The sequence below is a fragment of the Streptomyces sp. NPDC107765 genome, from assembly GCF_055657085.1.
Genome location: NZ_JBVKBL010000013.1, coordinates 135,040 through 160,633, shown reverse-complemented (window position 1 = coordinate 160,633; position 25,594 = coordinate 135,040). Strand labels below are relative to the sequence as shown.

General features: G+C 71.8%; 23 protein-coding genes and 1 tRNA gene. 8 read left to right on the top strand and 16 right to left on the bottom strand.

Annotated elements, in window-relative coordinates:
• Window positions 1-55: 55 nt before the first annotated feature.
• From ACZ7MX_RS28760 to ACZ7MX_RS28750, 3 genes are all read left to right on the top strand, one after another.
• Entirely contained in the window at window positions 56-1,606 is a 1,551-nt protein-coding gene (locus ACZ7MX_RS28760; protein WP_472136151.1) for a DUF7059 domain-containing protein, read from the top strand.
• A 108-nt stretch (window positions 1,607-1,714) separates the two neighbouring features.
• The gene (locus tag ACZ7MX_RS28755) at window positions 1,715-1,912 is read left to right on the top strand and encodes a hypothetical protein (RefSeq protein WP_472136149.1); all 198 of its coding nucleotides are present in this window, start codon (window positions 1,715-1,717) and stop codon (window positions 1,910-1,912) included.
• 156 nt (window positions 1,913-2,068) lie between these two features.
• A complete protein-coding gene (locus ACZ7MX_RS28750; RefSeq protein ID WP_472136147.1) occupies window positions 2,069-2,473 on the top strand; it encodes a hypothetical protein in 405 nt (134 codons plus the stop codon).
• Between the two features lie 51 nt (window positions 2,474-2,524).
• On the opposite strand, the gene ACZ7MX_RS28745 is transcribed toward ACZ7MX_RS28750, so the two are convergent.
• Together ACZ7MX_RS28745 and ACZ7MX_RS28740 are read right to left on the bottom strand one after the other, a co-directional pair.
• The gene (locus ACZ7MX_RS28745; protein ID WP_472136145.1) at window positions 2,525-2,950 is read right to left on the bottom strand and encodes a DUF2752 domain-containing protein; all 426 of its coding nucleotides are present in this window, start codon (window positions 2,948-2,950) and stop codon (window positions 2,525-2,527) included.
• Window positions 2,947-3,555, bottom strand: coding sequence for a hypothetical protein (locus ACZ7MX_RS28740; RefSeq protein ID WP_472136143.1), 609 nt, complete (start codon window positions 3,553-3,555; stop codon window positions 2,947-2,949). The genes ACZ7MX_RS28745 and ACZ7MX_RS28740 overlap by 4 nt, the downstream gene beginning before the upstream one ends.
• Window positions 3,556-3,997: 442 nt before the next feature.
• Here ACZ7MX_RS28740 and topA point away from each other — a divergent pair, with 442 nt between their 5' ends.
• From topA to ACZ7MX_RS28715, 5 genes are all read left to right on the top strand, one after another.
• Window positions 3,998-6,835 (top strand): type I DNA topoisomerase, encoded by a 2,838-nt coding sequence (gene topA, locus ACZ7MX_RS28735; RefSeq protein WP_472136141.1) that lies wholly within the window; start codon window positions 3,998-4,000, stop codon window positions 6,833-6,835.
• A 145-nt stretch (window positions 6,836-6,980) separates the two neighbouring features.
• Window positions 6,981-10,364 (top strand): dTMP kinase, encoded by a 3,384-nt coding sequence (gene tmk, locus ACZ7MX_RS28730; protein ID WP_472136139.1) that lies wholly within the window; start codon window positions 6,981-6,983, stop codon window positions 10,362-10,364.
• A 286-nt stretch (window positions 10,365-10,650) separates the two neighbouring features.
• The gene (locus ACZ7MX_RS28725; RefSeq protein ID WP_472136137.1) at window positions 10,651-11,904 is read left to right on the top strand and encodes a DNA polymerase III subunit delta'; all 1,254 of its coding nucleotides are present in this window, start codon (window positions 10,651-10,653) and stop codon (window positions 11,902-11,904) included.
• 341 nt (window positions 11,905-12,245) lie between these two features.
• The gene (locus ACZ7MX_RS28720; protein WP_472136135.1) at window positions 12,246-13,835 is read left to right on the top strand and encodes an alpha/beta hydrolase; all 1,590 of its coding nucleotides are present in this window, start codon (window positions 12,246-12,248) and stop codon (window positions 13,833-13,835) included.
• A 129-nt stretch (window positions 13,836-13,964) separates the two neighbouring features.
• A tRNA-Thr gene (locus ACZ7MX_RS28715) sits at window positions 13,965-14,038 on the top strand.
• A 48-nt stretch (window positions 14,039-14,086) separates the two neighbouring features.
• On the opposite strand, the gene ACZ7MX_RS28710 is transcribed toward ACZ7MX_RS28715, so the two are convergent.
• The 14 genes from ACZ7MX_RS28710 to ACZ7MX_RS28645 form a co-directional block, all read right to left on the bottom strand.
• Entirely contained in the window at window positions 14,087-15,484 is a 1,398-nt protein-coding gene (locus ACZ7MX_RS28710; RefSeq protein WP_472136133.1) for a tyrosine-type recombinase/integrase, read from the bottom strand.
• A gap of 63 nt (window positions 15,485-15,547) precedes the next feature.
• Window positions 15,548-15,751: a helix-turn-helix domain-containing protein gene (locus ACZ7MX_RS28705; protein ID WP_107460421.1), complete on the bottom strand. Its 204-nt coding sequence runs from the start codon at window positions 15,749-15,751 to the stop codon at window positions 15,548-15,550.
• Window positions 15,752-16,220: 469 nt separating this feature from the next.
• Entirely contained in the window at window positions 16,221-17,696 is a 1,476-nt protein-coding gene (locus ACZ7MX_RS28700; protein ID WP_472136131.1) for an ATP-binding protein, read from the bottom strand.
• 2 nt (window positions 17,697-17,698) lie between these two features.
• Entirely contained in the window at window positions 17,699-18,535 is an 837-nt protein-coding gene (locus ACZ7MX_RS28695) for a bifunctional DNA primase/polymerase (RefSeq protein WP_472136129.1), read from the bottom strand.
• On the bottom strand, window positions 18,532-19,239 hold the full coding sequence (locus tag ACZ7MX_RS28690; protein WP_472136127.1) for a class I SAM-dependent methyltransferase: 708 nt from the start codon (window positions 19,237-19,239) through the stop codon (window positions 18,532-18,534). Before ACZ7MX_RS28690 ends, ACZ7MX_RS28695 begins: the two co-directional genes overlap by 4 nt.
• Before the next feature lie 87 nt (window positions 19,240-19,326).
• Window positions 19,327-19,815: a hypothetical protein gene (locus ACZ7MX_RS28685; RefSeq protein ID WP_472136125.1), complete on the bottom strand. Its 489-nt coding sequence runs from the start codon at window positions 19,813-19,815 to the stop codon at window positions 19,327-19,329.
• 219 nt (window positions 19,816-20,034) lie between these two features.
• A complete protein-coding gene (locus tag ACZ7MX_RS28680; protein ID WP_472136123.1) occupies window positions 20,035-22,272 on the bottom strand; it encodes a cell division protein FtsK in 2,238 nt (745 codons plus the stop codon).
• Window positions 22,273-22,363: 91 nt separating this feature from the next.
• Window positions 22,364-22,531 carry a DUF6257 family protein gene (locus ACZ7MX_RS28675; protein WP_472136121.1) on the bottom strand — a complete coding sequence of 56 codons (168 nt, stop codon included), beginning with the start codon at window positions 22,529-22,531 and terminating at the stop codon, window positions 22,364-22,366.
• A 72-nt stretch (window positions 22,532-22,603) separates the two neighbouring features.
• Window positions 22,604-22,996, bottom strand: coding sequence for a DUF6251 family protein (locus tag ACZ7MX_RS28670; RefSeq protein ID WP_472136119.1), 393 nt, complete (start codon window positions 22,994-22,996; stop codon window positions 22,604-22,606).
• A 21-nt stretch (window positions 22,997-23,017) separates the two neighbouring features.
• Window positions 23,018-23,200: a hypothetical protein gene (locus ACZ7MX_RS28665; RefSeq protein WP_472136117.1), complete on the bottom strand. Its 183-nt coding sequence runs from the start codon at window positions 23,198-23,200 to the stop codon at window positions 23,018-23,020.
• Between the two features lie 80 nt (window positions 23,201-23,280).
• Complete coding sequence (locus tag ACZ7MX_RS28660) at window positions 23,281-23,586, bottom strand: hypothetical protein (RefSeq protein ID WP_472136115.1); 306 nt, start codon at window positions 23,584-23,586, stop codon at window positions 23,281-23,283.
• Window positions 23,587-23,597: 11 nt separating this feature from the next.
• Entirely contained in the window at window positions 23,598-24,728 is a 1,131-nt protein-coding gene (locus ACZ7MX_RS28655) for a hypothetical protein (RefSeq protein ID WP_472136113.1), read from the bottom strand.
• Window positions 24,725-25,180, bottom strand: coding sequence for a Pycsar system effector family protein (locus ACZ7MX_RS28650; protein WP_472136111.1), 456 nt, complete (start codon window positions 25,178-25,180; stop codon window positions 24,725-24,727). The genes ACZ7MX_RS28655 and ACZ7MX_RS28650 overlap by 4 nt, the downstream gene beginning before the upstream one ends.
• The gene (locus tag ACZ7MX_RS28645; protein WP_472136109.1) at window positions 25,177-25,446 is read right to left on the bottom strand and encodes a DUF6284 family protein; all 270 of its coding nucleotides are present in this window, start codon (window positions 25,444-25,446) and stop codon (window positions 25,177-25,179) included. The genes ACZ7MX_RS28650 and ACZ7MX_RS28645 overlap by 4 nt, the downstream gene beginning before the upstream one ends.
• Between the last annotated feature and the right edge of the window lie 148 nt (window positions 25,447-25,594).

Genomic DNA, 25,594 nt, shown 5'->3' with positions numbered 1-25,594 from the left:
GGGCGTGCCGCCGGGCCGGCGCCGATTGTCAGTGGCAGCACGGACAATGGTCGGTGTGAGTACGCACCTCCCCACCGCTGATGTCCAGGACCCCGAGAGCAACGCCCGCACCGCCCGGCTGCGCGAGGCGCTGCTGACCGCCGCCTTCACCGCCGACGGGCTGCTGGACCTGCTCGGCGCGCCCGCCTACGCCGCGCTGGCGCGCAACGAGACCGTCCCCGCGCTGCGCGCGACCCGCGGCGACAGCCCGCTTGCGACCCTGGTGCGGCTGTTCCTGCTGCAGCGGCCGGTGGAGCTGGGCCGGGCGCGGGCCGCCCTGCCGGTCGAGGACTGCCTCGCCGACGGCTGGGTGGTGCAGGACGGCGACACCCTGCGCGCCACGGTGGACGTCCGCCCGTACGGCGGCCCCGAGGGGCAGGACTGGTGGATCGTCTCCGACCTGGGCTGCGCGGTCGGCGGCGCCGGCGGCATCCGGGGCGCCGGGGAGACCGAGCGCGCCCAACTGGTGCTCGGCGTCGGGGGCGCGTCCACCACCCTCGCCGGTATCACCGTGCGCCGGCCGGTCGCCAGGGCGCTCGACCTCGGGACGGGCTCCGGCATCCAGGCGCTGCACGCAGCCCGGCACGCCACCCGGGTCACCGCCACCGACCTCAACCCCCGTGCCCTGCGGATCACCGCGCTGACGCTGGCGCTCTCCGGGGCGGGCGCGGCGGACCTCAGGGAAGGCTCGCTGTTCGCACCGGTCGGGGAGGAGACGTACGACCTGATCGTGTCGAACCCGCCGTTCGTGATCTCGCCCCTCGGGCCGGACGGCGCCCGGCTGACGTACCGGGACGGCGGCATGGGCGGCGACGACCTGTGCCGGACCCTCGTCCAGCAGTCCGCCGCGCACCTCAACGACGGCGGGTACTGCCAGCTGCTCGCCAACTGGCAGCACGTCGAGGGCGAGGAGTGGCACGACCGGCTGCGCTCCTGGGTGCCGCGCGGCTGTGACGCCTGGATCGTGCAGCGCGAGGTGCAGGACGTCACCCAGTACGCCGAGCTGTGGCTGCGGGACGCCGGTGACCACCGCGCCGGTGACGAGGAGTACGCCGCGCGGTACGACGCCTGGCTGGAGGAGTTCGCGGCCCGTAAGACCAGGGCCGTCGGCTTCGGCTGGATCACGCTGCGCAAATCCGGGTCCGACGCCCCGTCCGTCACGGTCGAGGAATGGCCGCATCCGGTCGAACAGCCGCTGGGGGACGCGGTCGTCGCCCACTTCGAGCGCCAGGACTATCTGCGTGCCACGGACGACGCCGCGCTGCTGGCCGGGCGCTTCCGGCTCGCCGACGGCGTGGTCCAGGAACAGGTCGGGCTGCCGGGGGCCGAGGACCCGGAGCATGTGGTGCTCCGTCAGAACCGCGGTATGCGGCGGGCGACGAAGGTGGACACCGTCGGTGCGGGCTTCGCCGGCGTGTGTGACGGCACGCTGCCCGCCGGGCGGATCCTGGACGCCATCGCCCAACTCGTCGGCGAGGACCCGGTGTTGCTGCGGGACCGTACGCCCGCCTCGATCCGGATGCTGGTCGAGCAGGGCTTCCTGGAGCCGGTGGCGGAGGAGGAGTAGAGGAGTAGTAGAGGAGGAGCAAGGGGGAGCAGAGGGGGACGGCGCGGGGGCGGAAGGCGTTCATCCGGTGTTCGCCGGGACGCCGCCCCGGGGTGCGACGCTGCGCGCATGGAGAGAGGACCCGAGGCATTCGCCGGTGTGGCGTTCGCGCTGTTCGGTGCCGGACTGCTGGTGTGGACGGGGGCGTGCGCCCGGACCGGCACGCCGGTCGCCGAGGGGGTCAGCCGGCCGGTCGCCGCGGTCACCGCGCTGCTCGCGGGCGTGCTGTTCCTGATCACCGGGGCCTGGCTGCTGGTGGCGCTGTAGCCGGGCGGCGGGCGGAGGCGCGGCGGTACGTCCAGTTCCAGACAGTTCCGTAACAGATGGCTGATCTGTGACGGTACGCGGAACGTCCGCGGGCCGTCCGTCATGTTCCTCGGTGAAGGGCACCAACGGCCACCACACCGACAGTGAGGAACTCCCATGAACCGCGCACTTCGCTACGCCACCGTCGGCGCCATCGCCGTCTCCCTGCTCGCCGGGGGCTCGGCCGCCGCCTTCGCCGCGCCGCAGGACCTCCACGCCGCCAAGCCGGTCGTGGCCACCGCCCCTGCCGCCGCGTCGCTGACCGCCAAGGCCAGCGTGAACTCCGTCAATGCCTGGCAGGAGTTCCGGATCTCCGGCGCCGCCAAGGGCATCACGGCGGGCACCAAGGTCACCGTCCAGCAGAAGCAGGGCACGAAGTGGGTCTCGCTGCCCGCGCAGACCCCGGTTGCCAAGAGCGGTGCCTACTCGGTGCGGGTCAAGCTCGGCATCAAGGGCGCCAACCAGCTCCGGATGGCCGCGGGCACGACCGTCTCGCCGGTGGTCTCCGTCACCGTCCGCTGACCCCGCTGAACCCGCTGGTTTCCGTCCCCGTCGGCTGAGGCTGCCGGGGCGTCAGCCGGCGAGATTGCGGACGAGCATCCACACCGCGGCAATGCCGAACACCACGGCATTGCCGCGGCCCGTCAGTTGCAGCCGGTATGCGCGGCCGCGCAGCCCCAGGACCAGCCAGCGCAGCAGGACGTACGCGATCGCCGGCACGCCCAGGGCGAGCAGCACCGCGTTGTCGTGGAAGGCCCGCACCACGTCGCCGTGCAGCAGGTCGTAGGCCATCCGGGTGCCGCCGCACGCCGGGCACAGCACCCCGGTCAGCAGCCGGAACGGGCAGGGGATCAGCACCTGCCCGGGCTGGTGCGGATTCGTGTGCCAGAGGTAGACGGCGGCCGCCGCACCGGCGGCGAGGGCGAGCGACGCCCGCCGGACGGTGCGGCTCCGGATCGCCGCCCCGGAGGGCGGCCCGGCCTGTTCCACGTCGCTCACACGCTCAGCGACCGCGCGTAGTTGACCTGGTTGAGCACGAACATGACCTGCTCGCGCGACTGCACCGGGACCATCGTCGAGTGGTGCCGGCCGCCGCTGGCCACCGTGACCTGCACGAAGCCGGTCGTCGTCCGCTCCTTCATCAGCAGGAAGAGCAGACCCAGCAGGCAGAAGAAGAAAAAGATGATGGCGAGCACGACCGCGTGCGCCGGCATCTTCTCCTCGGTCCGCGACATGTCCGTCGCGGTCCACACGGCGCCCTTGAGCGGCATCGCCCCCGTAGGCGTCATGATCGTGTCGCCGCTCACCGCGATGTCCCCGAGCGACAGCGCCATCCCGCCGGGCTGCGGACCGGCCTGGAAGCCGCCGGGCCCGGGCGGCGGGGGGCCGGCCGGAGCGCCGGGCGGCGGGAAACCGGGCGGCGGGGGCGTCGATGCGGGCTGCGGGTAGCCGTATCCGGGCTCTCCGGGGCGGCCGCCCTGCGGATAGCCGTAGGCGGAGTCGGCCGGGCCGGGCGGCGTGGCGTACGGATTCTGGCCGGGCTGAGCGGGCTGAGCGGGCTGGCCGGGCTGCTCCGGTGGCGGTCCGGGGTACTGGTTCGCCATGGGTGAGATTCCCCCCGAGGGTATGCGTGGCGACGGCGGTTTCCGGCCCGAGCGGTGGGCCGTGCCGTGTCCATCCTGCGCCCATCCTGCCAGCCCGCTCACCTGACGTACCAAGACAGTGACGGGATCCGGGGCCACCTTGTGACAGTCGCCGTGGTGGGGGCGCGGATCGCGAATCCGGATCATGCGCGGGCCTCCGGGCGGAGCCGCGGGGCCGTCATGATCCAGATGGCGCGAGCCGGACCCGTGGCGGACGGCTGAGGTGGTCCAGGCGGCATGAAGGCATGTAGTCGGGTTACCGTTCGAGTGGCGTTGCGGGGTTTTTCCGTTTGACACGGGGGCGGGAGGTACCGTCACACTCCGCAGCGTCAAGCGTCACCGCAGTGCGCCCCCGCATCCGGCCGGGGGGCATTTTCCGCGTCGACCGGAGAGAAGAGCGAAGTTGTCCCCGACCAGCGAAGCCACGAAGGGCGGCGGCCGCCGACTTGTCATCGTCGAGTCGCCTGCCAAGGCGAAGACGATCAAGGGCTACCTCGGCCCGGGCTATGTGGTCGAGGCCAGCGTGGGGCACATCCGTGACCTGCCCAACGGCGCGGCGGAGGTCCCGGCCAAGTACAAGGGCGAGCCCTGGGCCCGGCTCGGGGTGAACGTCGACGCCGATTTCCAGCCCATCTATGTGGTGAACAGTGACAAGAAGGACCAGGTCAAGAAGCTCAAGGAGCTGCTGGCCGAATCCGACGAGCTCTACCTCGCCACCGATGAGGACCGCGAGGGCGAGGCCATCGCCTGGCACCTCCAGGAGATCCTCAAGCCCAAGGTCCCGGTCCACCGCATGGTGTTCCACGAGATCACCAAGGATGCGATCCGCGAGGCCGTCGCCAATCCGCGCGATCTGAACCAGAAGCTGGTCGACGCCCAGGAGACCCGCCGGATCCTCGACCGCCTCTACGGCTACGAGGTCTCGCCGGTCCTGTGGAAGAAGGTCATGCCGCGGCTGTCGGCCGGCCGGGTGCAGTCCGTGGCGACCCGTCTCGTCGTCGAGCGGGAGCGCGAGCGCATCGCCTTCCGCTCCGCCGAGTACTGGGACCTGACCGGCACCTTCTCCACCGGGCGGGCCGGCGACGCGAGCGACCCCTCGACGCTGACCGCCCGGCTGAACACCGTCGACGGCCGCCGCGTCGCGCAGGGCCGCGACTTCGGCCCCAACGGGCAGCTCAAGAACAACGAGGTCCTCCACCTGGACGAGGCGCAGGCCCGCGCGCTCGCCGCCGCCCTGGAGAACACCGACTTCGCGGTGCGCTCCGTGGAGTCCAAGCCGTACCGGCGCTCCCCGTACGCGCCGTTCAGGACCACGACCCTCCAGCAGGAGGCCAGCCGCAAGCTCGGCTTCGGCGCCAAGGCGACGATGCAGGTGGCGCAGAAGCTGTACGAGAACGGCTTCATCACCTATATGCGTACGGACTCCACCACGCTCTCGGACACCGCGGTCGCCGCGGCCCGGGCGCAGGTGACGCAGCTGTACGGCGCCGGCTACCTGCCGGACAAGCCGCGCACGTACGCCGGCAAGGTCAAGAACGCGCAGGAGGCGCACGAGGCGATCCGCCCCTCCGGCGACCGCTTCCGCACGCCCGCCGAGACCGGGCTGACCGGCGACCAGTTCAGGCTCTACGAGCTGATCTGGAAGCGGACCGTCGCCTCCCAGATGAAGGACGCGACCGGTAACTCCGTCACCGTCAAGATCGGCGGCACCTCCGCCGACGGCCGGGACGCCGAGTTCAGCGCGTCCGGCAAGACCATCACCTTCCACGGCTTCCTGAAGGCCTACGTGGAGGGCGCCGACGACCCGAACGCCGAGCTGGACGACCGCGAGCGCCGGCTGCCGCAGGTCGCCGAGGGCGACGCGCTGGCCGTCCGGGAGATCACCGCCGACGGGCACGCCACCAAGCCGCCCGCCCGCTACACCGAGGCCACGCTGGTCAAGGAGCTGGAGGAGCGGGAGATCGGCCGCCCGTCGACGTACGCGTCGATCATCGGCACCATCCTCGACCGCGGCTACGTCTTCAAGAAGGGCACCGCGCTCGTCCCCTCCTTCCTCTCCTTCGCGGTGGTCAACCTCCTGGAGAAGCACTTCGGCCGGCTGGTCGACTACGACTTCACCGCCAAGATGGAGGACGACCTCGACCGCATCGCCCGTGGTGAGGCGCAGGCCGTGCCGTGGCTGCGGCGCTTCTACTTCGGCGAGGGCGAGGAAGCGAGTGCGGTGGGTGCCGCGTCCGACGCCGGCAACGGCGACGGCGACCACCTCGGCGGGCTGAAGGAGCTGGTCACGGACCTGGGCGCGATCGACGCCCGGGAGATCTCGTCCTTCCCGGTCGGCGAGGGCATCGTGCTGCGGGTCGGCCGCTACGGCCCGTACGTCGAGCGCGGCGAGAAGGACAGCGAGGGCCACCAGCGCGCCGACGTCCCCGACGACCTCGCGCCCGACGAGCTGACCGTGGCGTACGCGGAGGAGCTGCTCGCCAAGCCGAGCGGCGACTTCGAGCTGGGCATGGACCCGGAGAGCGGCCACCAGATCGTCGCCAAGGACGGCCGCTACGGCCCGTACGTCACCGAGGTCCTGCCCGAGGGCACCCCGAAGACCGGCAAGAACGCGGTCAAGCCGCGCACCGCCTCGCTCTTCAAGTCGATGTCGCTGGACACCGTGACGCTGGCGGACGCACTCAAGCTGATGTCGCTGCCGCGCGTCGTCGGCAAGGACCCCGAGGGCGTGGAGATCACCGCGCAGAACGGCCGCTACGGCCCGTACCTGAAGAAGGGCACGGACTCGCGCTCCCTGGAGAGCGAGGAGCAGCTCTTCACCATCACCCTCGAAGAGGCCCTGGCGATCTACGCCCAGCCCAAGCAGCGCGGGCGGGCCGCCGCCAAGCCGCCGCTGAAGGAACTGGGCACTGACCCGGTCAGCGGCAAGCCGGTGGTGGTCAAGGACGGCCGGTTCGGTGCGTACGTGACCGACGGCGAGACCAACGCGACGCTGCGGCGGGACGACGACGTCGAGACGATCACGCCCGAGCGCGGCTACGAGCTGCTGGCGGAGAAGCGCGCCAAGGGGCCGGCGAAGAAGAAGACGGCCAAGAAGGCGCCGGCGAAGAAGACGGCCGCCAAGAAGACGACGGCGAAGAAGACCGCGGCCAAGAAGACCACCGCGAAGAAGACGACCGCCAAGAAGGCCACCGCGAAGACCGCGGCGGCAAAGAAGACGGCGGCTTCGGCGGAGGACTGAGGCCACCCGGGCCGGGGCCGGGGCAGGCCCTGCGCCCCTGGTGAGGCGTGATGTGCGGGCGGGCACGACGGACGCGTTCCGTCGTGCCCGCCCGTTTGTTCGGGCGGGCGGTCGACGGTCTGCACGCTCCCGATAGGCTGGCGGGATGACGCGTGCCGAGCAGCCAACGGTCGTGACCCCCACTTCTGGCGCCCTAGCGGCGGATTCCCGCGAGCGCGCCGTGCGAGCCCTGCTGCGCTTCCCCCCACTGAAGCGGCTGTGGAGCGCCCAGTTCGTCGGGGGCATCGGCGATGCCCTGTCCATGCTTGTCCTGGTGGTACTCGCCCTGCAGGCGGCGTTGTACGTGCCGCTGGGCGGTGAGGCCGTCTTCGGCGGCGGCTATCGCGGTGCCGCCCTCGCCGTCACCGCGGTCTTCGGCGCCCGGATGCTGGCGACATTGCTCTTCGGAGCCGTCCTCCTGGGCCCCCTGTCCGCGCTCACGGCGCCCTCCGGGCCGCTGGACCGCCGCTGGACGATGATCGGCGCGGACGTGCTGCGGCTCGCGCTCCTGGTCGTCGCCCCCCTCTGGATCGACTGGACGCCCGGCAATGCCCTGGCCTGGGTGCTGGTCACGGTCTTCGTCACCGGCGTCGCCGAGCGCTTCTGGACCGTCGCCAGGGAGAGCGCGGCGCCCGGCCTGCTGCCCGCGCCGCCCCCCGAGGGCGTCGCGGGCCGGCCGCTGCCGGACCACCTGGACGCCCTGCGCCGCCTCTCGCTGCGCACCACCTTCATCTCCCTGCCGATCGCGGCCGCCGCCCTGGTGGTCGTCACCCTCCTCAGCAAGCTCCTGGGAACCGGCATCGACTGGTTCCACCTCCACCAGGCTGCCCTCGCCTCCTACGTGGCGGCCGGCCTGTTCGCCGCCTCCGTGTCCCTCCTGTACTTCATCGAACTCCCCGGTGGGCAGACGCCGCGGCCGCGCTCCCCCCTGGAGGGGCTGCGCCGCCCGAAGGCCGCGAAGTCGGCCCAGGGCGAGCCGGCCGGCGCCGAGAAGGGCCGCACGGGCGCTGTTCCGCTGCTGGTCACGGCGTGTGCGGCGGTCGCCGCCGGGATCGCCGCGGCCGTCTCGCTGGCCGTGCTGCACGCCTACGACCTCGCGGGCGGACCGGCCTTCTTCGCCCTCCTGGTGCTCGCGCTCACCGGCGGTACGGCCGCCGGCATCCGCGGTGCCCACCGGGTGCTGCCCGCGCTCTCCCGGCGCCGGCTGCTCGCCCTCGCGGTGGCCGCCACCGGCGTCGCCCTGCTGGCCATGGGCCTGGTCCCGGACCCGACGACCGTCCTCGTTCTCGCGCTGCTGGCCGGCGTCGGCGCCGGCATCGCCGCCAACACGGGACACGTTCTGCTGGACCAGGAGGCCGAGGAGCTCCGCACCGCCCGTACGACCGAGCACCTGCACGCCGTCGTACGGCTCGCGATCGCGCTGGCCGCCATCGTGGCGCCGCTGCTCGCCGCCCTCATCGGCCCGCACCACCTGGGCAACGACACCTTCAACTTCGCCTACGGGGGCGCCGCCTACACCCTGATGCTCACCGGCGCGCTGCTGCTGCCGGTCGCCGCCTGGGTCCTCGGCAAGGTCGACGACCGGCACGGCGTCCCGCTGCGCCGCGACCTGCGGGAGGCGCTGCGCGGCGGCGACCCGGCGCAGGCACCCGCGCCCACCGGCTTCTTCATCGCCCTCGAAGGCGGCGACGGGGCCGGCAAGTCCACCCAGGTCGAGGCGCTCGCGGAGTGGATCCGCCACAAGGGCCACGAGGTCGTGGTGACCCGCGAACCGGGCGCCACCGCCATCGGCAAGCGACTGCGCTCGATCATCCTGGACGTCGCGACGACCGGGCTGTCCGACCGGGCGGAGGCTCTGATGTTCGCCGCCGACCGCGCCGAGCACGTCGACAGCGTCATCCGGCCCGCCCTGGAGCGCGGTGCGGTCGTCATCACCGACCGGTACATCGACTCCTCGGTCGCCTATCAGGGCGCCGGGCGGAACCTCGCCCCCACGGAGATCGCCCGGATCAACCGCTGGGCGACGGACGGCCTCGTCCCGCACCTGACCGTCCTGCTCGACATCTCCCCGGAGACCGCCCGGGAGCGCTTCACCGAGGCGCCCGACCGGCTGGAGTCCGAGCCCGCCGAGTTCCACCAGCGGGTACGGGCCGGCTTCCTGACCCTGGCCGCCGCCGACCCCGCGCGCTATCTGGTCGTCGACGCCGGGCAGGACCCCGAGGCCGTCACCACCGCGGTACGGCACCGCCTCGACCAGGTGCTCCCGCTGTCCGAGGCCGAGCTCAAGGCCCAGGAGGAGGCCCGTAGGGCGGCCGAGGAGGAGGCCCGCCGCCGGGCCGAGGAGGAGGCCGCGCGCAAGGCCGAGGAGGCGCGCCTGGAGCGGGAACGCCAGGAGCAGCTCGCCAAGCTGCGCGCCGAGGAAGAGGAGCGCAAGCGCCAGGAGGCCGAGCAGGCCAAGGCGCTGGAGGCCGCCCGCCAGGCCGCGGAGGCCCGGCAGCGCGCCGAGGAGGCCCGCCAGGCGGCCGAGGCCGAGCGCCAGCGCCGGGAGGCGGAGGAGCGGGCCCGCCAGGCCGAGCAGGAGCGGCTGCGCAAGCAGCACGAGGAGCAGGCCCGGCTGCGCAAGGAGGCCGAGGAACGCCGCCTGGAGAAGCAGCGCAAGGCCGAGGAGGCCCTGCTCCGCGCCGAGCAGGCCCGGATCGCGGCGGCGGAGGCGGCTGCCGCGGCGGAGGCGAAGGCGGCTGCCGAGGCGGCCGCCGAGGTCGAGGCTGCGGAGGCGCCCACCAGGGAAACGCCGGTGGCGGACCTGCGGAAGCGGCTGGGGGAGGAGCACGGCGACGGCTCCTCGTCCGGGGCGGGAGCATCCGGTTCCGGTTCCTCCGGCGCCGCTTCGCACGAGCGGACGGAGTCGCTGCCGCGGCCCGAGGCCCCGGACGGCCATGCGCCCGGCGCGGCGGACGAGACGGCGGTGCTCCCGCCGGTCCGTGACGCCGGCCCCGAAGCGCGCTCCGGTGCGGGCCACGACGCGGGCACCGACGCCGAGCAGACCGCCGTCCTGCCGCCCGTACGGGACACCCGGCCGGGTGGCCAGGAAGCCCGGCAGGGCGGTCAGGACGCCTGGCACCAGGAGACCCGGCAGGAGCCCCGGAACGACGGGCAGGGCCGGAGCGACTGGCAGGCGCGGGACACCCGGGGCGAGGACCCCACCGAGCGGGTGCCGTCGTGGATGTTCCGCAAGGAGACCCCGAACAGTCCCCCAACCGCGGAGTCGGGCATCGAGCGCACCCGCGAACTCCCGCAGATCGACCCGACGACGGGCCACCCGGCACAGACCCCGCCGCGCACCCGCCGGCGACCCGAATGGGCGGAAGAGACCCCGCTGGACGATCTGCCGACGCTCGCCGACGAACTGCTCGGGCCGCGTGACGACGAGGACGCGGACGACGGTGCGGGCGACGACGGCCGCCGCGGGGGCCGGGGGCGGGGCCGCTAGCCCGGACGGGAGCCGTTGCGACAGTCGTTGCAGGGCGGGCCGTGGCCGCAGTGGGAACACTGCGGCCACGGCCTTTTCGCGCCTTCCGCGGGTTCCTGTGCAGCGCCTCCGCGGGGCCGGTCGGGGCTCCGTCCGACTGCTCCGGCGCCGGCTTCCGGATTCGTTTGTCAGTGGGTTGCACCACAATGGGTCAGGTCGCGGGCGACGCGCGGACGGCGATCCCGGCCGTGGCGGCGACCAGCGGTCACAGACACGAAGACACCGGAGAAGAGGAACGGCGGCAGCGATGGCGGTGTGGGACGACGTGGTCGGCCAGGAGCGGGTGACGGCTCAGCTGGCCGCTGCCGCGCGGGACGCGGACGCCCTCGTCACCGCCGAGGCGGAGGGCCGGGCCGGTGCCTCGGCGGACAGTTCCGGTGCGCCGTCCCCGGGCGAGCGGGGCGGTGCCTCCCAGATGACCCACGCCTGGCTGTTCACGGGCCCGCCCGGCTCCGGCCGGGCCACCGCCGCGCGCGCCTTCGCCGCCGCCCTGCAGTGCGTCAGCCCCGACCGCGCCCTCGGTGGCGCCCCCGGCTGCGGCTTCTGCGACGGCTGCCACACCACCCTGGTGGGCACGCACGCCGACGTCGAGATCGTCCGTACGGACCTGCTGTCCATCGGCGTGAAGGAGACCCGCGACCTGGTCCGCCGGTCCTCGCTCTCCCCGGCCGGCGGCCGTTGGCAGGTGATCGTCCTGGAGGACGCCGACCGCCTCACCGAAGGCGCCGGCAACGTCCTCCTCAAGGCCGTCGAGGAGCCCGCGCCCCGTACGGTCTGGCTGCTCTGCGCGCCCTCCATCGAGGACGTCCTCCCCACCATCCGCTCCCGCTGCCGCCACCTCTCCCTGCGGACCCCGCCGGTCGCCGCGGTCGCCGACGTCCTCGTCCGCCGGGACGGCATCGCCCCGGAGGCCGCCGACCGCGCCGCCCGCGCCACCCAGGGCCACATCGGCCGGGCCCGCCGCCTGGCCACCGACGAGCGCGCCCGCGCCCGCCGCGCCGCCGTCCTGAAGCTCCCGCTCCGCATCGACGACATCGGGGGCTGCCTCAAGGCCGCCCAGGAGCTGATCGACGCCGCGGGGGAGGACGCCAAGCAGGTCGCCGAGGAGGTCGACACCAAGGAGACCGAGGAGCTGCGCGCCGCGCTCGGCGCCGCCGCCGGGACGGGCGGCCGGCTGCCTCGGGGCACCGCCGGCGCCATGAAGGAGCTCCAGGACAAGCAGAAGCGCCGCGCGACCCGCACCCAGCGCGACAGCCTCGACCTGGCCCTGGTCGACCTCACCGGCTTCTACCGGGACGTACTCGCCCTCCAGATGGGCGCCTCGGTCCCGCTCGCCAACGACGAGGTGCGCGACAGCCTGGAGCGCATCGCCGCCGGTTCCACCCCCCAGCGCACCCTCCGCCGGATAGAAGCGGTGATCGCCTGCCGAGAGGCCCTGGACCGCAACGTCGCGCCCCTGCTGGCGGTCGAGGCCATGACCGCCGCCCTCCGAGCCGGCTGACCACCAGCCCTCACCGCCCACTCCGTAAGCCGCAGCGGCCCCACCCGCCCACCCAACCAGCCAGCCACGACGCAACACCGGCCAACAGCCCAGCCGCACCCGCGCTTCAGCACCCCCACCGAAGCGTCCGAAGCACCACTCAGGCCGCATCACCCCGCAAGACGCGCCCCCGCCGAAGCACCACCCAAGGCACCCCACCCAAGACCCCTCACCCAAGACCCACCACTCAAGATCCACCCCCAAGACGCACCACACGAGGTACCCGCAACCCCCGACCACCGGCTCTCCCGGCTACCAGACCCAGGCTCCAGCTTCCAGGGACCGCGACCAAGGGACCGTCCATGGCCACCAGCCGTCTGCTCCGCATCCCCGCCGCCGTCGTGGCGGCCACCGCTCTGCTGATGTCCGGCTGCTCCTCGGGCAGTTCGTCCCCCGATGCCCACGCGTCCCCGGGCCGTACGACGGAGGCCGGCGCCCAGCAGCCCGCCGACGACGCCACCCTCCGGCCCCTGCCCGCCGCGATCCCGCCCGACCTGCGCCCGTACTACGACCAGAAGCTGACCTGGCATCCCTGCGGCGTCGCCGGCTTCGAGTGCGCGACGATGAAGGCCCCCCTGGATTACGCGCACCCGTCCGCGGCCACCGACCTGAAGCTCGCGGTGGCCCGTAAGAAGGCCACCGGCCCCGGCAGCCGGCTCGGCTCCCTCATGGTCAACCCGGGCGGCCCCGGCGGTTCGGCGATCGACTACCTCCAGCAGTACGCCCCGCACCCCGCGTCGGTCCGCGCCCGCTACGACATGGTGGCGATGGACCCGCGCGGCGTGGCCCGCAGCGAACCGGTCGAGTGCCTCACCAACCAGCAGATGGACCGCTACACCCAGACCGACCAGACCCCGGACTCACCGGCCGAGGTCAACAAGCTCGTCACCGCGTACCGCGACTTCGCCAAGGGCTGCCAGGCCCGCTCCGGCAAGGTGCTCCGGCACGTCTCCACGATCGAGGCGGCCCGTGACATGGACGTCCTGCGCGCCGTTCTGGGCGACAAGAAGCTGACGTACGTCGGCGCCTCCTACGGCACCTTCCTCGGAGCCACCTACGCCGGCCTCTACCCCTCCCGCACCGGCCGCATCGTGCTGGACGGCGCCATGAACCCGGAGCTGGACTCCCGCCGGATCAACCTCGACCAGACCAAGGGCTTCAACACCGCCTTCACCGCGTTCGCCGCGGACTGCGTCAAGCAGAAGGACTGCCCGCTCGGCCACAAGAACGCCGAGGACGCCGGCAAGCGGCTCGCCGCCCTGTTCAAGAAGCTCGACGCCCACCCGGCGGAGACGGGCGAGGCCCGCAAGCTCACCGAATCCCTGGCCACCACGGGCGTCATCGCCGCGATGTACGACCAGCGCGCCTGGCCCGTCCTGCGCGAATACCTCGCCCAGGCCGAGGCGGGCAACGGCCGCGGCCTGCTCACCCTCTCGGACAGCTACTACGAGCGCGACCCCAGCGGCAAGTACGCCAACCAGATGTACGCGAACCCCGCCGTCAACTGCCTCGACCTGGCGCCCCCCTTCACCGGCCCCGACCAGGTCCGTGCCGCCCTCCCCGGCTTCCGCAAGGCCTCCCCGGTCTTCGGCGAGAGCTTCGCCTGGTCCGCGCTGAGCTGCGCGTACTGGCCGGTGAAGGCCACCGGTACGGCCCACCGCATCCCGGCCAAGGGCGCCGCCCCGATCGTCGTCGTCGGCACCACCCGCGACCCGGCCACCCCGTACGCCTGGGCCCAGGCCCTCGCCGCCCAGCTCTCCAGCGCCACCCTCCTCACCTACGAGGGCGATGGCCACACCGCCTACGGCCGCGGCAGCACCTGCATCGACAACGCGATCAACACCTACCTCCTGACCGGCACCACCCCGCCCAAGAACAAGCACTGCACCTGACCGAGCCCCCACCCCACCGCGTGACCCGCCCCACACCCCTCCCCGCCCACCTCCCCGTCCACCTCTGACCAGCCCCGCAACCGGTTACGAACCACCCCTCGGTGGTGTGTAGACTGGGCCGCGCACCACGCCGCCTTAGCTCAGTTGGCCAGAGCAACGCACTCGTAATGCGTAGGTCTCGGGTTCGAATCCCGAAGGCGGCTCAGTTGAAACCCCAGGTCGGAACATGCTCCGACCTGGGGTTTTGCCGTTCATTGGATGCGGCGACGACGGCGGGAGCGGGCCGCGCGAGTGTCGGCGGTCTCAGTTCTGGTCTCAGTTGGGCCAGGATCGAGGGCCGGGGGAGCGGGCACGAAGAACTCCCCCATGCGCCGCATCGCGTCCTTCGACAGGTGCGATCTGCCCTTCACGTACCGCCGGGTCTGGCTGATCTGGGTGTGCCGCAGGATCTCCATGATCGTGGGCATGTCGACGCCCAGCTCATTCAGGATCGTGCCGGCCGTGTGGCGGCTCCCGTCGTACAGGCGACGGTCGTCGATCCCCGCTTCGGCGAGCAGTTCCTTGAACTCCTCGTAGTCGGCGCGCGGGTCGAGGGGGCGTCCGTCGGGCCGCGAGAACACGACGTGGTGCTCCTGCCACAGCTCCCCGGCGGCGGCTCGCATCTCCTCCTGCTGAGCCTTGTGGTCGCGCAGGAACGGCACGAAGACGGGCGGGATCGGGACGGCGTTCCGGCTCTTCTTGGTCTTGGGCCGGGTGAACGTGAGTCCGCCTTCCTTGCGTTGCGGGCAGGCGCTCGCATGCTTGGCGCACGTCTTGGGACACGGCTTCGGACAGCCCCGCTTGTAGTTCCGGTGCGTGGTGCAGTCGGGCGGGCACGGCTCGAAGCGGTGGAGGCGGGCACCGCAGGCCCGAGGGTCGTCACAACCGTGGCGCCACGTGAGGCGCTGGAGTTGCCACTCCGGCCGGAACAGCTCCGCGTCCAGGTCAACGTACGGCCACCGCAGCCCCAGCGTCTCGCCCTGCCGGAACCCCATACCGACACCCACGATCCACCGCATAGAGGTGGGTCGCTTAGCCGCCGCCTCAAGGAACGCCTTGGCCTCCTCCTTCGTGAAGGGGTTCGCCTCGGTCTCGTCGACGCTCGGAGGGTCCACGAGCGTGGCGACGTTTTCGCCGACGATGCGGCGGCGGTGGGCGATCTTCAGGGCACGGGACAGGATGCGGTGCACCTTGACCACGTGGGAGGGGGCGCGCCCGGCATCGAGTAGCGCTCGGTACATCCGCTCCAGGTGCTCTGGCTGCAGTTTGTCGATGCGGTGCTTGCCGACGCCCGGGACGATGTCATTGCGGGTCTTGGACCAATAGTCGTCCAGGGAACGCGGCTTGAGCTTCAGGCTCGCGATGTCGGTGAGGTACGTCTCCATCCACTGCTCAACCGTCGGCTTACGCCCTGCGGCCGGGGCTCGCCCCTGGTCGCGTTGACGCTCCAACGCCCGTACCTTGCGCTTGATTTCGGTCTCAGTCTTGGCGCGGCGGTGCCGGCGGTCGGGGCTACCGTCACTCTTCACGCCCATCGTTACGCGGCCGTGCCACCAGCCGTCGATGCCGAAGTAGATGGACGACTCCATGTTGGGCTTACGGGGGCTCATCTGCTCCTCCATGCGAGAGGCGCCCCGAGCGGAGTGCTCGGGGCGCCTCGGGGCGGGCTCTGGTCAGTTGGGCAGGGGGGCGAGGTTCGCTACGTACGCTTCGAGATCAGCCCGTCGAATCCGGCGTGTGCGTCCCAACTTGATGTACTTCAGCGCGCCTTCGGCCATCAGCTCGTAGACGGTGGATCGGCCGATGGCGAGCGCTTCGGCTGCTTCCTCGGGCTTGTACAGAAGTCGGTCGACGGGGGCGGCGATCGCGGTGCTCATCCAGGTGTCTCCTTGAGCGGGAGAATCTTGGGCACTTGTCAGGGCTCGCGCCTGTCCGAGGTGCGGATTTCTGCGTCATGGCGTCACGCACGTCATTTGTGGCTCTGACCTGCGGTTATGCGGTGACGCGGGCAGCTCGGGGCGTGTCACAGGACGGGGTGGAGTTCTGTCACCCGTGACGCGGGTGACGCGGGAATGACACAGGTTTTGCCGTCTGCGTCACCGCTGTAATCGCTGGTCAGGGAGCGGATTCGGGTGTCTGGTGACATGGGTGACGCAGGATCTCTTCTCTTAGGAAAAAGATGGGGTGGTGTCTGTGGTGGTGCGGTGCGGCTCAGGACGTGAAGAAGGAGCCGCTTCGCGGCACGCCTTGCGCAGCGGCGGCAAGCCGCCGGAACAGCAAGAGGAGCACCCGCGCGGCGCGGGGTGCTCCTCTTGCTTGTTCAGTGCGGCGCCGTGATGGCGCGGGTCAGAACGCCGCTTCCTGCTGGTGTGGGGTCAGTGACGCGTGGCGTGCCATCTCGATGTAGCGGGCGGCGCTGGTGCGGCCCCAGTCGATGAGGACGCCGCGTGCGGCGAGGGTCGGCTGTAGCCGCTTGAGGCGGTCGGAGAGGACCTTGCCGGTGGTGGGCCAGCCCTTTGGCAGGGGACGGCACTCCTCGCCGCTGTAGAGGCTTGTGAGGCAGTGCAGCCACTCCGAGGACGTCATACGGACTTCCGTACCCGCGTCGAGTCCAGCCGCGTGCTTCAGAACCGTCTGCGCCAGCAGGTCACCTTCAATGACGTCGTCGTTGAGGTCATCGAGGCTGGCCCGGTACGCGGCCAGCGAGCCGAAGCCGGTGGCCGTGTCGAGTTGCGCGCACAGGTGGGCGAAGTCCGCCATCCGCAGGTCGGTGGGGGTGTCCGCCTGGGCGGCACGCACCTTGACCGTCAGGTCCAGCAGGGAGCCGAGCACAGTCGGCAGAATCTCCGCGTACTCCGTCCACAGCTCTGCCTCGGTTCGCCGCACCCGGGGCCGCACGAGACGGAGCGGCAGGAGGCGTTCGGCGAGGTCGGGCCGGATGACGCCGACGTCGATACCGGTCAGGAGCATGGGGCGCCGGTAGCGGGAGCGGACGACGTCGCCGTCGGTGAACAGGGCGCGCTTGATGCTCTCGGCGCCGGTCACGATGCAGCACATGAGGTCGGAGAGGTCCGGGGGCAGGTGGGAGAGGTTGTCCAGGGCGGTGACCCATCCGGCGGCGACGGCCGTGATCATGTTCTCCTCGTCCTTCGGCGCCCGGCGCAGGTCACCGCTCATCCCCTCGATGATCCGCACCAGCATCCGGCCGCCGGTGGACTTTCCCGCCCCTTGGGGGCCGGTGAGGAACGGGGCGGGCACGGGCACGGACGGCTCCAGGCAGCCGATCAGCCAGGCGAGGGCCAGGCACTCGGTCTCGGCGCTGGCGAAGTTGCACAGGCGGAGCAGTTGGTCGATGCCCTTGCCGTTGGTGTCCTTTTCGGGGAGGGGGAGTTCGCCGGTGAGCTGGGTGCGCCGCCAGCAGACTTCGTGCGGGTCGGGGGTGAGGATGTCCCAGCCGGTGGGGTGGATGCGGACGGACATGCCGTCGTCGCGGCCCAGGTCGAGCCAGGTCGCACCGTCGAACCCGGGAGCGACGCGGATGTGAGTGGGCTGTACGTCCTCGGTCAGCGCGAGTGCTTCGATCAAGTCCAACGCCTCCTTGAGTGCCGTGCCGTTGAACACGCCGGCCCCGTCCCTGTACAGGCCGACCATGAGTTCCTGACGGTGGCTTCCCGTCGTGCCCTGGGAGCGGATGGGCCGGGCCACGGGGTGGCCGTTCTTCTGCGCGTACACGGTTCCGTCGATGGTGCGGAAGTACCGGAAGTGCGCTTGCGCGTAGTCGGTGATGATCTGGCGGGCCGGCGTCTTCTCGTCCTCGGACACGGCTACACCCCCAGGGCAGTGCGGGCGTTGGCCCAGGCGTCGGTGCAGTGCCGGGGGGATTCGCCCTTGGCCTGCGCGGCGGTGAACAGTCGCGCGATGTGGGCGTCGGTGAGGCAGCCGCACCGGCCGTGGGCGGACAGCACGGCGAGGAACGTGCGGTAGACGGTGGTGTGGACCGCGCTGCGGGCCTCGGTGATGCGCTGCTCGGCCATGGCGATGCCCCGGTCCAGATAGGCGGGCGTGCGGTGACGGCACTCCCCGCCCCCGGCCAATGCCGGCACGGTGATGGCATGCGATGCGGGCCGGGCCGTGGTCTTCATCGCCACCAGGGCGCGGACGGCGTCGGGCAGGGGAGCCGTGGTGCCGGTTCCAGGCCCGCGCCAGCGTGCGTAGGACATGAGCGACTTGATGTCCACGTCGGGGCGTACGCGGTTTGCGGAGGGCATGGTGCCGCGGTAGATCCAGTGCTCACCTCGCGTGGTCTGCACGGTCCGCGTGGCGGGCAGCGTCTCTCGGGCCCAGGCGACAGCGGCTGCGTTGTCGAGGTCCACCACGGTCAGCCCGGCGCCGGCGGGGTGGTAGGCGACGGCTACCGCCTGGCGCCACGCGGTCTGCCAGGCCGGGGAGGTGAGGACGGCGGGGTCGGTGGTGGCTGCGGCCCAGCCGTGGCACGGCCGGGGGCACTGGCACGGGCCTGCGGCCTTCATGTGCGGGCGGTCCCCGCAGGCGCTCTTAGCGCACTGGGGGCAGTTGCCGAAGGGCTGCTTCCCCTGCCGCAGGGGGAGTACCGGCACGCCAAGGGCGGCCAGCGTCAACGCGGTCGTCAGGTGCTCGCTCACGCGGCCACCTCCAGCGCGGTGCGGGTGAGGAAGGCGTTGGCGAGCCAGAGGCCGTAGGCGGGCGGGATGGCCTCGGCGATTTCCTTGCGTACGTCGGTCCAGGTGATGCCCATGGCCTGCTGCCACTGGGCGACGGTGCCCTTGCCGCCGCCCTCGCCGTAGACGGCGAAGTACGGACCCTCGTACCACTTGCCGTGCCGCATGCCGGCCACGCGGCCGCGGTGTGGCCAGTGGGTGGGCTTGTGCGCGGTCCAGTGGCCGAGTTCGAAGTTGCGGTGGCGGATGACGCCGAGCCCGAACATCTCTCCGCACAGCGTCACGTCCACGCGCATCCGTTTCGACGCCCGGCCCGGGGGCTGTTCGATGACGTAGGGGCGGCCGGTGGCTTCCAGCGCCTCCCGGGTGGGCTCAAGCAGGTCGGGGTAGGTGGAGCGCTTGGTGGCGTTGGTGCCGGCGGTCAGGGTGCAGTCGAACTGGCACGGCGGTCCGGCGTGGATGAAGTCGTACTCGTGGCCATGGGCGCGGATGTACTCGACCGCGTCGCCCTGGTGGAAGACGTCGCCGATGTAGCGGGGCTGGGGGGCGAGGTCCACGCCGGTGACATGGCACCCGGCCGCGAGGTAGCCGGCGGTGTCACCGCCGACACCGCAGAAGGCGGCCAACACCCGCGGGCGGGCTCGCCGGATGAGGACAGGGTGGGTCATGCTGGAGGTCTCCTGTTCTGTGCAATGAGCGGGGAGACCAGGGCGGCCGCGGATCTTTGCCGAGAGGCGCGGCCGCCCTGGGCGTTGCTAGCTGTTGCTGCTGGCCCACGGGTCGCCCACCTGCTCGGCGATCCAGTGGGCGTACTGCCGGCGGACGTAGGCGCGCGGGTCGTAGTCCCGGGACGCCTGGTCGAGGTCCAGCAGAACGATGGCGGTCGCCTCGGCGTCCTCCGCGGCGCAGGTGTCCTGGTCGGGGTCATCGCGCAGGGCGACACGGTCGAGCAGCGCGGCATGCCGCAGGTACCAGTCCCGCTCCAGCTCGTCGGCGGAGGCGTTGGCGGTGCTTTCGATCCACGCCTGTTCGTAGGCGATGGTCGGGGCGTCGGCGTACGCCTCTTCGGGCGTGGGCCACTTCTGGGCCAGGCGGCGGGCGGCTTCGTAGGTGTCGGCGGCCATGTCGTCGAGGGTGGCGAGCACTGCGCCGAGCTGTCGGCGGGTGATGTCGCAGGTGAAGGGGGCGGTCCAGTCCGGGCAGTCCAGTTCCACGGTCACGATCTCGTTGGTCTCGAAGCTCATGTCAGCTCTCCTGGTGAGTGGTGCGCTTCAGTTGCGATGACTCTGTGTGGCAGGGAGGGAGGTAGGAGCCTCGTCGAGAACCCCGTTTTCGGGCCTCCGGGTGCTTCGGGGAGGCTGCCTCCCTGCCTCCCTGGTTGCGGCATAGCTGCTGATCAGGCCGTATGTGGAGGGTGAGGGAGTCGGTCAGGGAGAACTCCCTCCCTCCCTGGCCACCTCCCTTCACAGAGCGTTGATTTCCTCGGCGTCTGCGGCCTGGTCTGCTTCGTGCTCGGCGAGGGCTTCGAAGACCCGGGCGCGGCTGATGTGCATCCGGCCGCCGGTCTTGTAGGGCTTGGCGCCGTAGGGCTCCAGGGCGGTCTTGAGCTCCGCGGCGGTCCACTCCCCGTACCGGGCGGGGTTCCGTGCGGCGAGTTGGGCCCGCACGTGGTCGCTCAGCAGTACCCGGGGCTGCCCGTCGGCCTCGGCGAAGACCTCGGCAACGGCCCGCAGGTCCTGAAGGTCGTCTTCCGGCCCGGTCGCAGCCTCGGCAGCCGGCGCCACGCTCATGCCCTCCCGCAGGCCAAGAGCGCGGGTGACGACGGGGGTTACCTCGTCGGTCTGGGAGTCCTTGCGGACGTAGTAGGACCGGATCAGCTCGAACGCGTTCTTCGTGAACCCCACGGTCAGTGCCGTGCCGATGTTCTCCGCGGGGTTCAGGGTGGTGGCGGTGATGCCGGCACGGTGCTTGCCGGTGCCCAAGAGTCCGTCGTTGGCGACGTGGTCGCCGACCGCGAACGCGACTCGGTGGTTGGTGTTGCGGGTGACGTCCTTCGGGATGCTGTCCGCGGTCGGGGAGACGGTGACCCAGATCAGGGTGATGCCGACCTTGCGGGCCTTCTTCATCACCTTGATGGCCAGCTCTTCCGCCTCGGCCCCGTACTTCTTGTGCATGAACAGCTCGTGGCACTCGTCGAAGACCACGACCTTCGGCCGCATCCGCGGGTCTTCCGTGGCGATTTTCCGGGTGAGGAGGACCTCTTCCCCGCCGAGTTCTTCCAGCAGCTTGCCGCGCTGGGTGACCTCCTCCCGCAGGCTCCGCAGCGCCTTGAGGGCGGCCTCGATCTGTTCGTCCTCGTCGCCCTTGACCAGGGTCTTAAGGCGCGGCTTCATCGGGTCGTAGTCGACGTTGTAGGCCATGACGTACGCCTCGATCTCGACCAGCGGGTCGAGCATCGCGCCCAGCAACAGGGCGATGACCAGGGAGGACTTACCCGAACCCATGATGCCGCCGACCATGTAGTTGGCTGCCATGAGCCTGCCGAAGACCGGCTCCCCGCGCTGGGAGACGCCGATGGGCACGCCCTTGAAGTAGTCGGCCTCCCCGCCCTCCAGCAGCGGCCACGGTGGGACCTTGCCGGACAGGGAGCCCTGGTCGGCCACCCACAGGTCCAGCACGCCGGGCATGTTGCTGGGTTCGGTCGGCCAGACCTCCACCGGCAGCCGCATCAGGTTGTTCGCCAGAACCTTCTTCTTGCCGTTGATCATCTCGACCGTGACGCCCATCGGCGTCTGCAGCCGGGTATGCCAGCCGTTGCCCATCCGCGTGGTCGGCGAGACCCAACGCGGCTGCCAGCCCTGCTTGAACGCCTGATTCAGCGGCCCGATCCCCAGGTGCCGCAGTGCGTCGAGGATGGCGCCCTCATCGGGCACCACGTCCCGCTTGTCGCCCTGGTCCTCGGGTGTGGTCCAGGCGGGGGCGGTGCCGCGGGAGCGGCCCACGGCCCACAGGCCCAGCAGCGTCAGCCACGGGGCCGCGGCGACCAGCGGGCCCCAGACGACGCTGACGACCACACACACGGTGTGGATGAACTCGATAAGGCCCTGGGTCGGGGCGATCACGTCACTGATCTGTCCGTCGTCGCTGCACGCCATGGCCATACCGATGGCCAGCAGAACACCCTCCAGCACCCCCGCACCGATCAGGACGCTCTTGGCCATGTCCGGCACGCCCTTGATCAGCGCCATACGCCGATCGTGACGTTCCTTGCGGAACCGGTCGGCCTTGTCCTGCCACTCGGCAACGGCCACGGTGTCGCCGGCCGCCGAGGCGGCGGCAATCATCCGCTGATGCACGGCCGCGGTCCGCCCGTCCCACGCCCGGCGAGCCAGGACGACCGTCCCGCCGGCAACGTAGGAGCCATGCCGGGCCACCAGGCGGCCCGCCGCCTTACGCGTCGGCTCGTGAGCGGCCGCCAGGCGCACCACACGGGCCGTGCGGGCCCAGGTCGAGGGCCTGGGAGCCTCGGCGGCGGAGTCGGCGGGGGTGGTGTCTTCCTGAGGCTCACTGGGGCCCTCGGGCGCCCGATCGGCAGGCTTGACCAGGGATACCGGGGGCGGTGCTGCCGTGGTGGTGCGGGTGGCGCGGTGTTCGTCGAGGTCGTGCACGGTACCCATCGGCTCAGCCGCGGGTTCGGTCATGATGGTGTCTCCTGTCGCTGCTGAAGGGCGTGCAGGGAAAGGCCCGGGGCGGCCGGATTCCTTGGCCGGGTGCGGCCGTCCCGGGGCGTAGCTACTTGGATTCGGCCCGCTTGGCGGCGGTGTCGAGGATGCGCTCGACCTTGCGCTGAAGGTCGGACAGGTCAACGTCCTCGCCCGCCAGGGAGCGCTTGCACATGCGGGCGGTCAGAAAGGTGACCTTGGCCTTCTCGGCGGCGGTCAGCGGCGGTTCCTGGGCCATGACGCTCCGATCTGGAGCCAGACTGTCCAGCTCCCCTCACCGCCCGTACGAGACGGGCGGATCGGGCAGCCGTCAGCCGCGCTTGCGGCGGGCCTTGGCGACGTTCTCAGCGGCGGCTTTACCGTCCGGCCCGCCGAGCGAGCGCACGAGGGTGACCGACCCCCACCCGAGGACGACCACGAGGAAGGCAACGACCGCGAGCGAGATAGCCATCGAGGAGAGGACGGCGACCAGCAGCGGGCCGAAGTAGACCCCGGCTGCGACCGCCCCGCCGCCGACGCCAGCGCCGAGGGCGACGCGCTGAACGGTGCGGTCCGGCGGCGCCTGGTGGATGTGCTGCACGATGACCTGCTGGCGGTCGTAGGCGGCCGGTGCGGGCAGAGGTTCGGGCCGGTAGACGACCGGCTGTTGCGGATCTCGTGGGGCGGGCAAGGGGTTGTCGAACTGGTAGCGGCGCGGCGTCACGGCCCGCCTCCTTTCAGCAGTTCAGCGGCGGTACCAGGGCACGTGCTTTTCGGCCTCGTGGACCGCCGCGTTCAGCTCGCGGTAGGTGTCGGTCTCATGGGTGATGCCTGCCGCGATCTCTTCGCGCTGGTTGTCGTGCAGCGCCTTCAGGGCGGTCTTGTGGGCGGTGACGGCGTCGTTGCTGCTGCTCGTGCGTCCGAACATCAAGTCCTCCATGCCATGGGCCGGGGCTGTCCCAGCTCCCCGCCCGCCCCGGTGCTGGCCCGGGGCGGACAGGCAGCCGGTCAGGCCACAGCGGGGCGGGGCATGGCGCGGCACTTCTCGGCGTGCGTCTGGGCCCACTTCGCGGCGTCCTCGCGGGCGGCTTCTAGTGCCTTCTCCTCGGCCTCCGCCGGGCTGTACTCGCAGTCCAGGTAATAGCCCTCGTAGTTGAAGGGCTCGTGCGTGGCGTTGCAGAGCTGGCCGGTGCAGGCTGCGCTGGCGAAGCCGCCGGCGTCGGTCCGGATGTCGACGGTGGCGCTGCCGAGGGTGAGGTATCGGGCGATGACGCCCTCGGGCCACGCGGTCGGGGTCGTGGTGGTGGTCTGCATGGCGGGTCCTCTCAGACGTTGACGGTGACGGTGGAGTGGCGGGCAGCGTCGGCCGCGACGGCGCGTGCGGCGGGGTGGTAGCGGGGGGTGTCGCCCTTGCGCCGGCGGGGCGGCGCGGACCGCTTGCGCGGGGCCTTCGCACCCTTGTCGGAGGCGGGGGGCATTTGGTTCGCGACCTGCGGCTTTTCACGGCGCAGCGGAACGACGTTGCCGGTGTCGGGAAGCACGTACTGCGGGTGTTCCAGCCCTGCGCGGATGCGTCGGCCGATGGCGTCCGCGTCCGGTGTGCGAGCTTCGGTCAGACGGGTCGCAGCGGCGGCCGCGTGGCGCTCCAGGTCCGGGGTCATGCCAGGGTCGGCCGGGCCGTGGACGATCGTCCACGCACGCTTCCAGGCGTCCTCGGCGGGCAGCGTGCCGAACGGTGCAGCGGAGATCAGCCGGTGGGCGACGCGCAGCACCTTGCGGTGGTGGCGCCGCCGGCGGGCCGCGTGCCGACGTTCGTCGCGGACCTGCTCGTCACGGCCTGCAAGCGTCGAGACCCACTGTCGGATCTCGAACACGACCGGCCCCAGGACGGTCACGGCCGCCAGCCCCACGCCGGCGGCCTCAGCGTCACTGGCGGTCAGCCCGTGTCCCGCCAGGGAGAGGCCGTAGCCGTAGTTGATGGACGCGGCGAACGCAGCGCACACGGCGACCAGGCCCCGCAGCAGCCATCGCACCCACCCGGGCGCGGAGCGCGCATCGGCGTAGGCGACGCCCGCCGCCATCACCCAGGCCGCGCCCTCCAGCCCGAGCGGGACCGGCAGCAGCATCGGGTGGATGCCGACGAAGTGCGCGATCTGCGCGGGCAGAGAGGCCAGCCCGGAAGCGACGACCAGGGCGAGCGTGCCGTTGCGGTAGATCCGCTCCGGGGTGAGGGCCTGCGCCCGACGCTCGGCACGCTCGCGCCGGCGGTCCTGCCGCGCGGCACGGTCGGCGGCCTTGTCCGTACGGACCTGCTCCCGCAGCCGTGCTGCGCGCTCATCCTCGGCCCGCCGGCGATCCGCCCGCCGTTCCTCGGCCGCCGCAGCGTCGAGGCGGCGCTGCTCGGCCTTGGCGGCATCGTCGGCGCGTTGTTCTTGGCGGTAGGTGCTCAGGCTCACGACCCACCGCCCCACGCGAGAATCCCTGCGACCACCAGCAGGCCGCCGGCCAGGTAGGTCAGGTCGATCGCGCGTTGCAGTCGGCCGAACTTGAGCACGGCGATGCGGGCGAGCACGGCAATGTGCGCGTGCCGGTCGTCCTCGCGCAGCGCCTCGCGGATCTCGTCCGGGGTGAGGGTGGCCCACAGCGGGAAGCCCTGCGGCCGGTCCCCGCCCAGGTTGGGCCGGACCGTGAACAGCAGCAGCCCCGCCGCCGCCAGCAGCACCGCCACCCCAGCCGCCCCGAACGCGAGAGCGGCCCAGATCAGGTGGCCGTTGGTAGCGACCGACCAAGCGCCGGCGAGCATCGCGCCGATGAACGCCAGCAGCAGACTGGCCTTGGTGTCGGTGCGGGCAAGCTCGGCCTTGACCTCCGCGTGCGCGGCGGTCAGTGCCGTGTCCTGGTAGCTCATGCCCCCACCTCCGGCACGAACGCCGTGGCGGAGAGGTTCGACAGCTCCCGTCGAGCCACCAGCACCTTGCGGACGGCTCGACGGATGCGCTGGGCGTCCACCTCCGAGGGCATCCGGTCCAGGACGATGATCTGCGCGTCGAGCAGTTCCACCTCCGCCGAGATGAGCGGCATCTCGACGTCGATGGCGTCCAGCTCCGCAGCCGTGGGGCCGCGGTCGTACTCGTTGGCGGTAACGACCGCCTGAACAGCACCGATGTACCTCATTGGGTCGTGCTCCTTTGACGAGACGGGACGGCCCTCAGCGGCCCCGGGATTGCGCCCCGGGGCCGCGTGCCGTTGGAAGGGGCCGCACAACGTGTGTGCGGCGGGCCGCCCGCGTGGGCGGCCGGTGCCCCGGGCCGGATTCGATCCG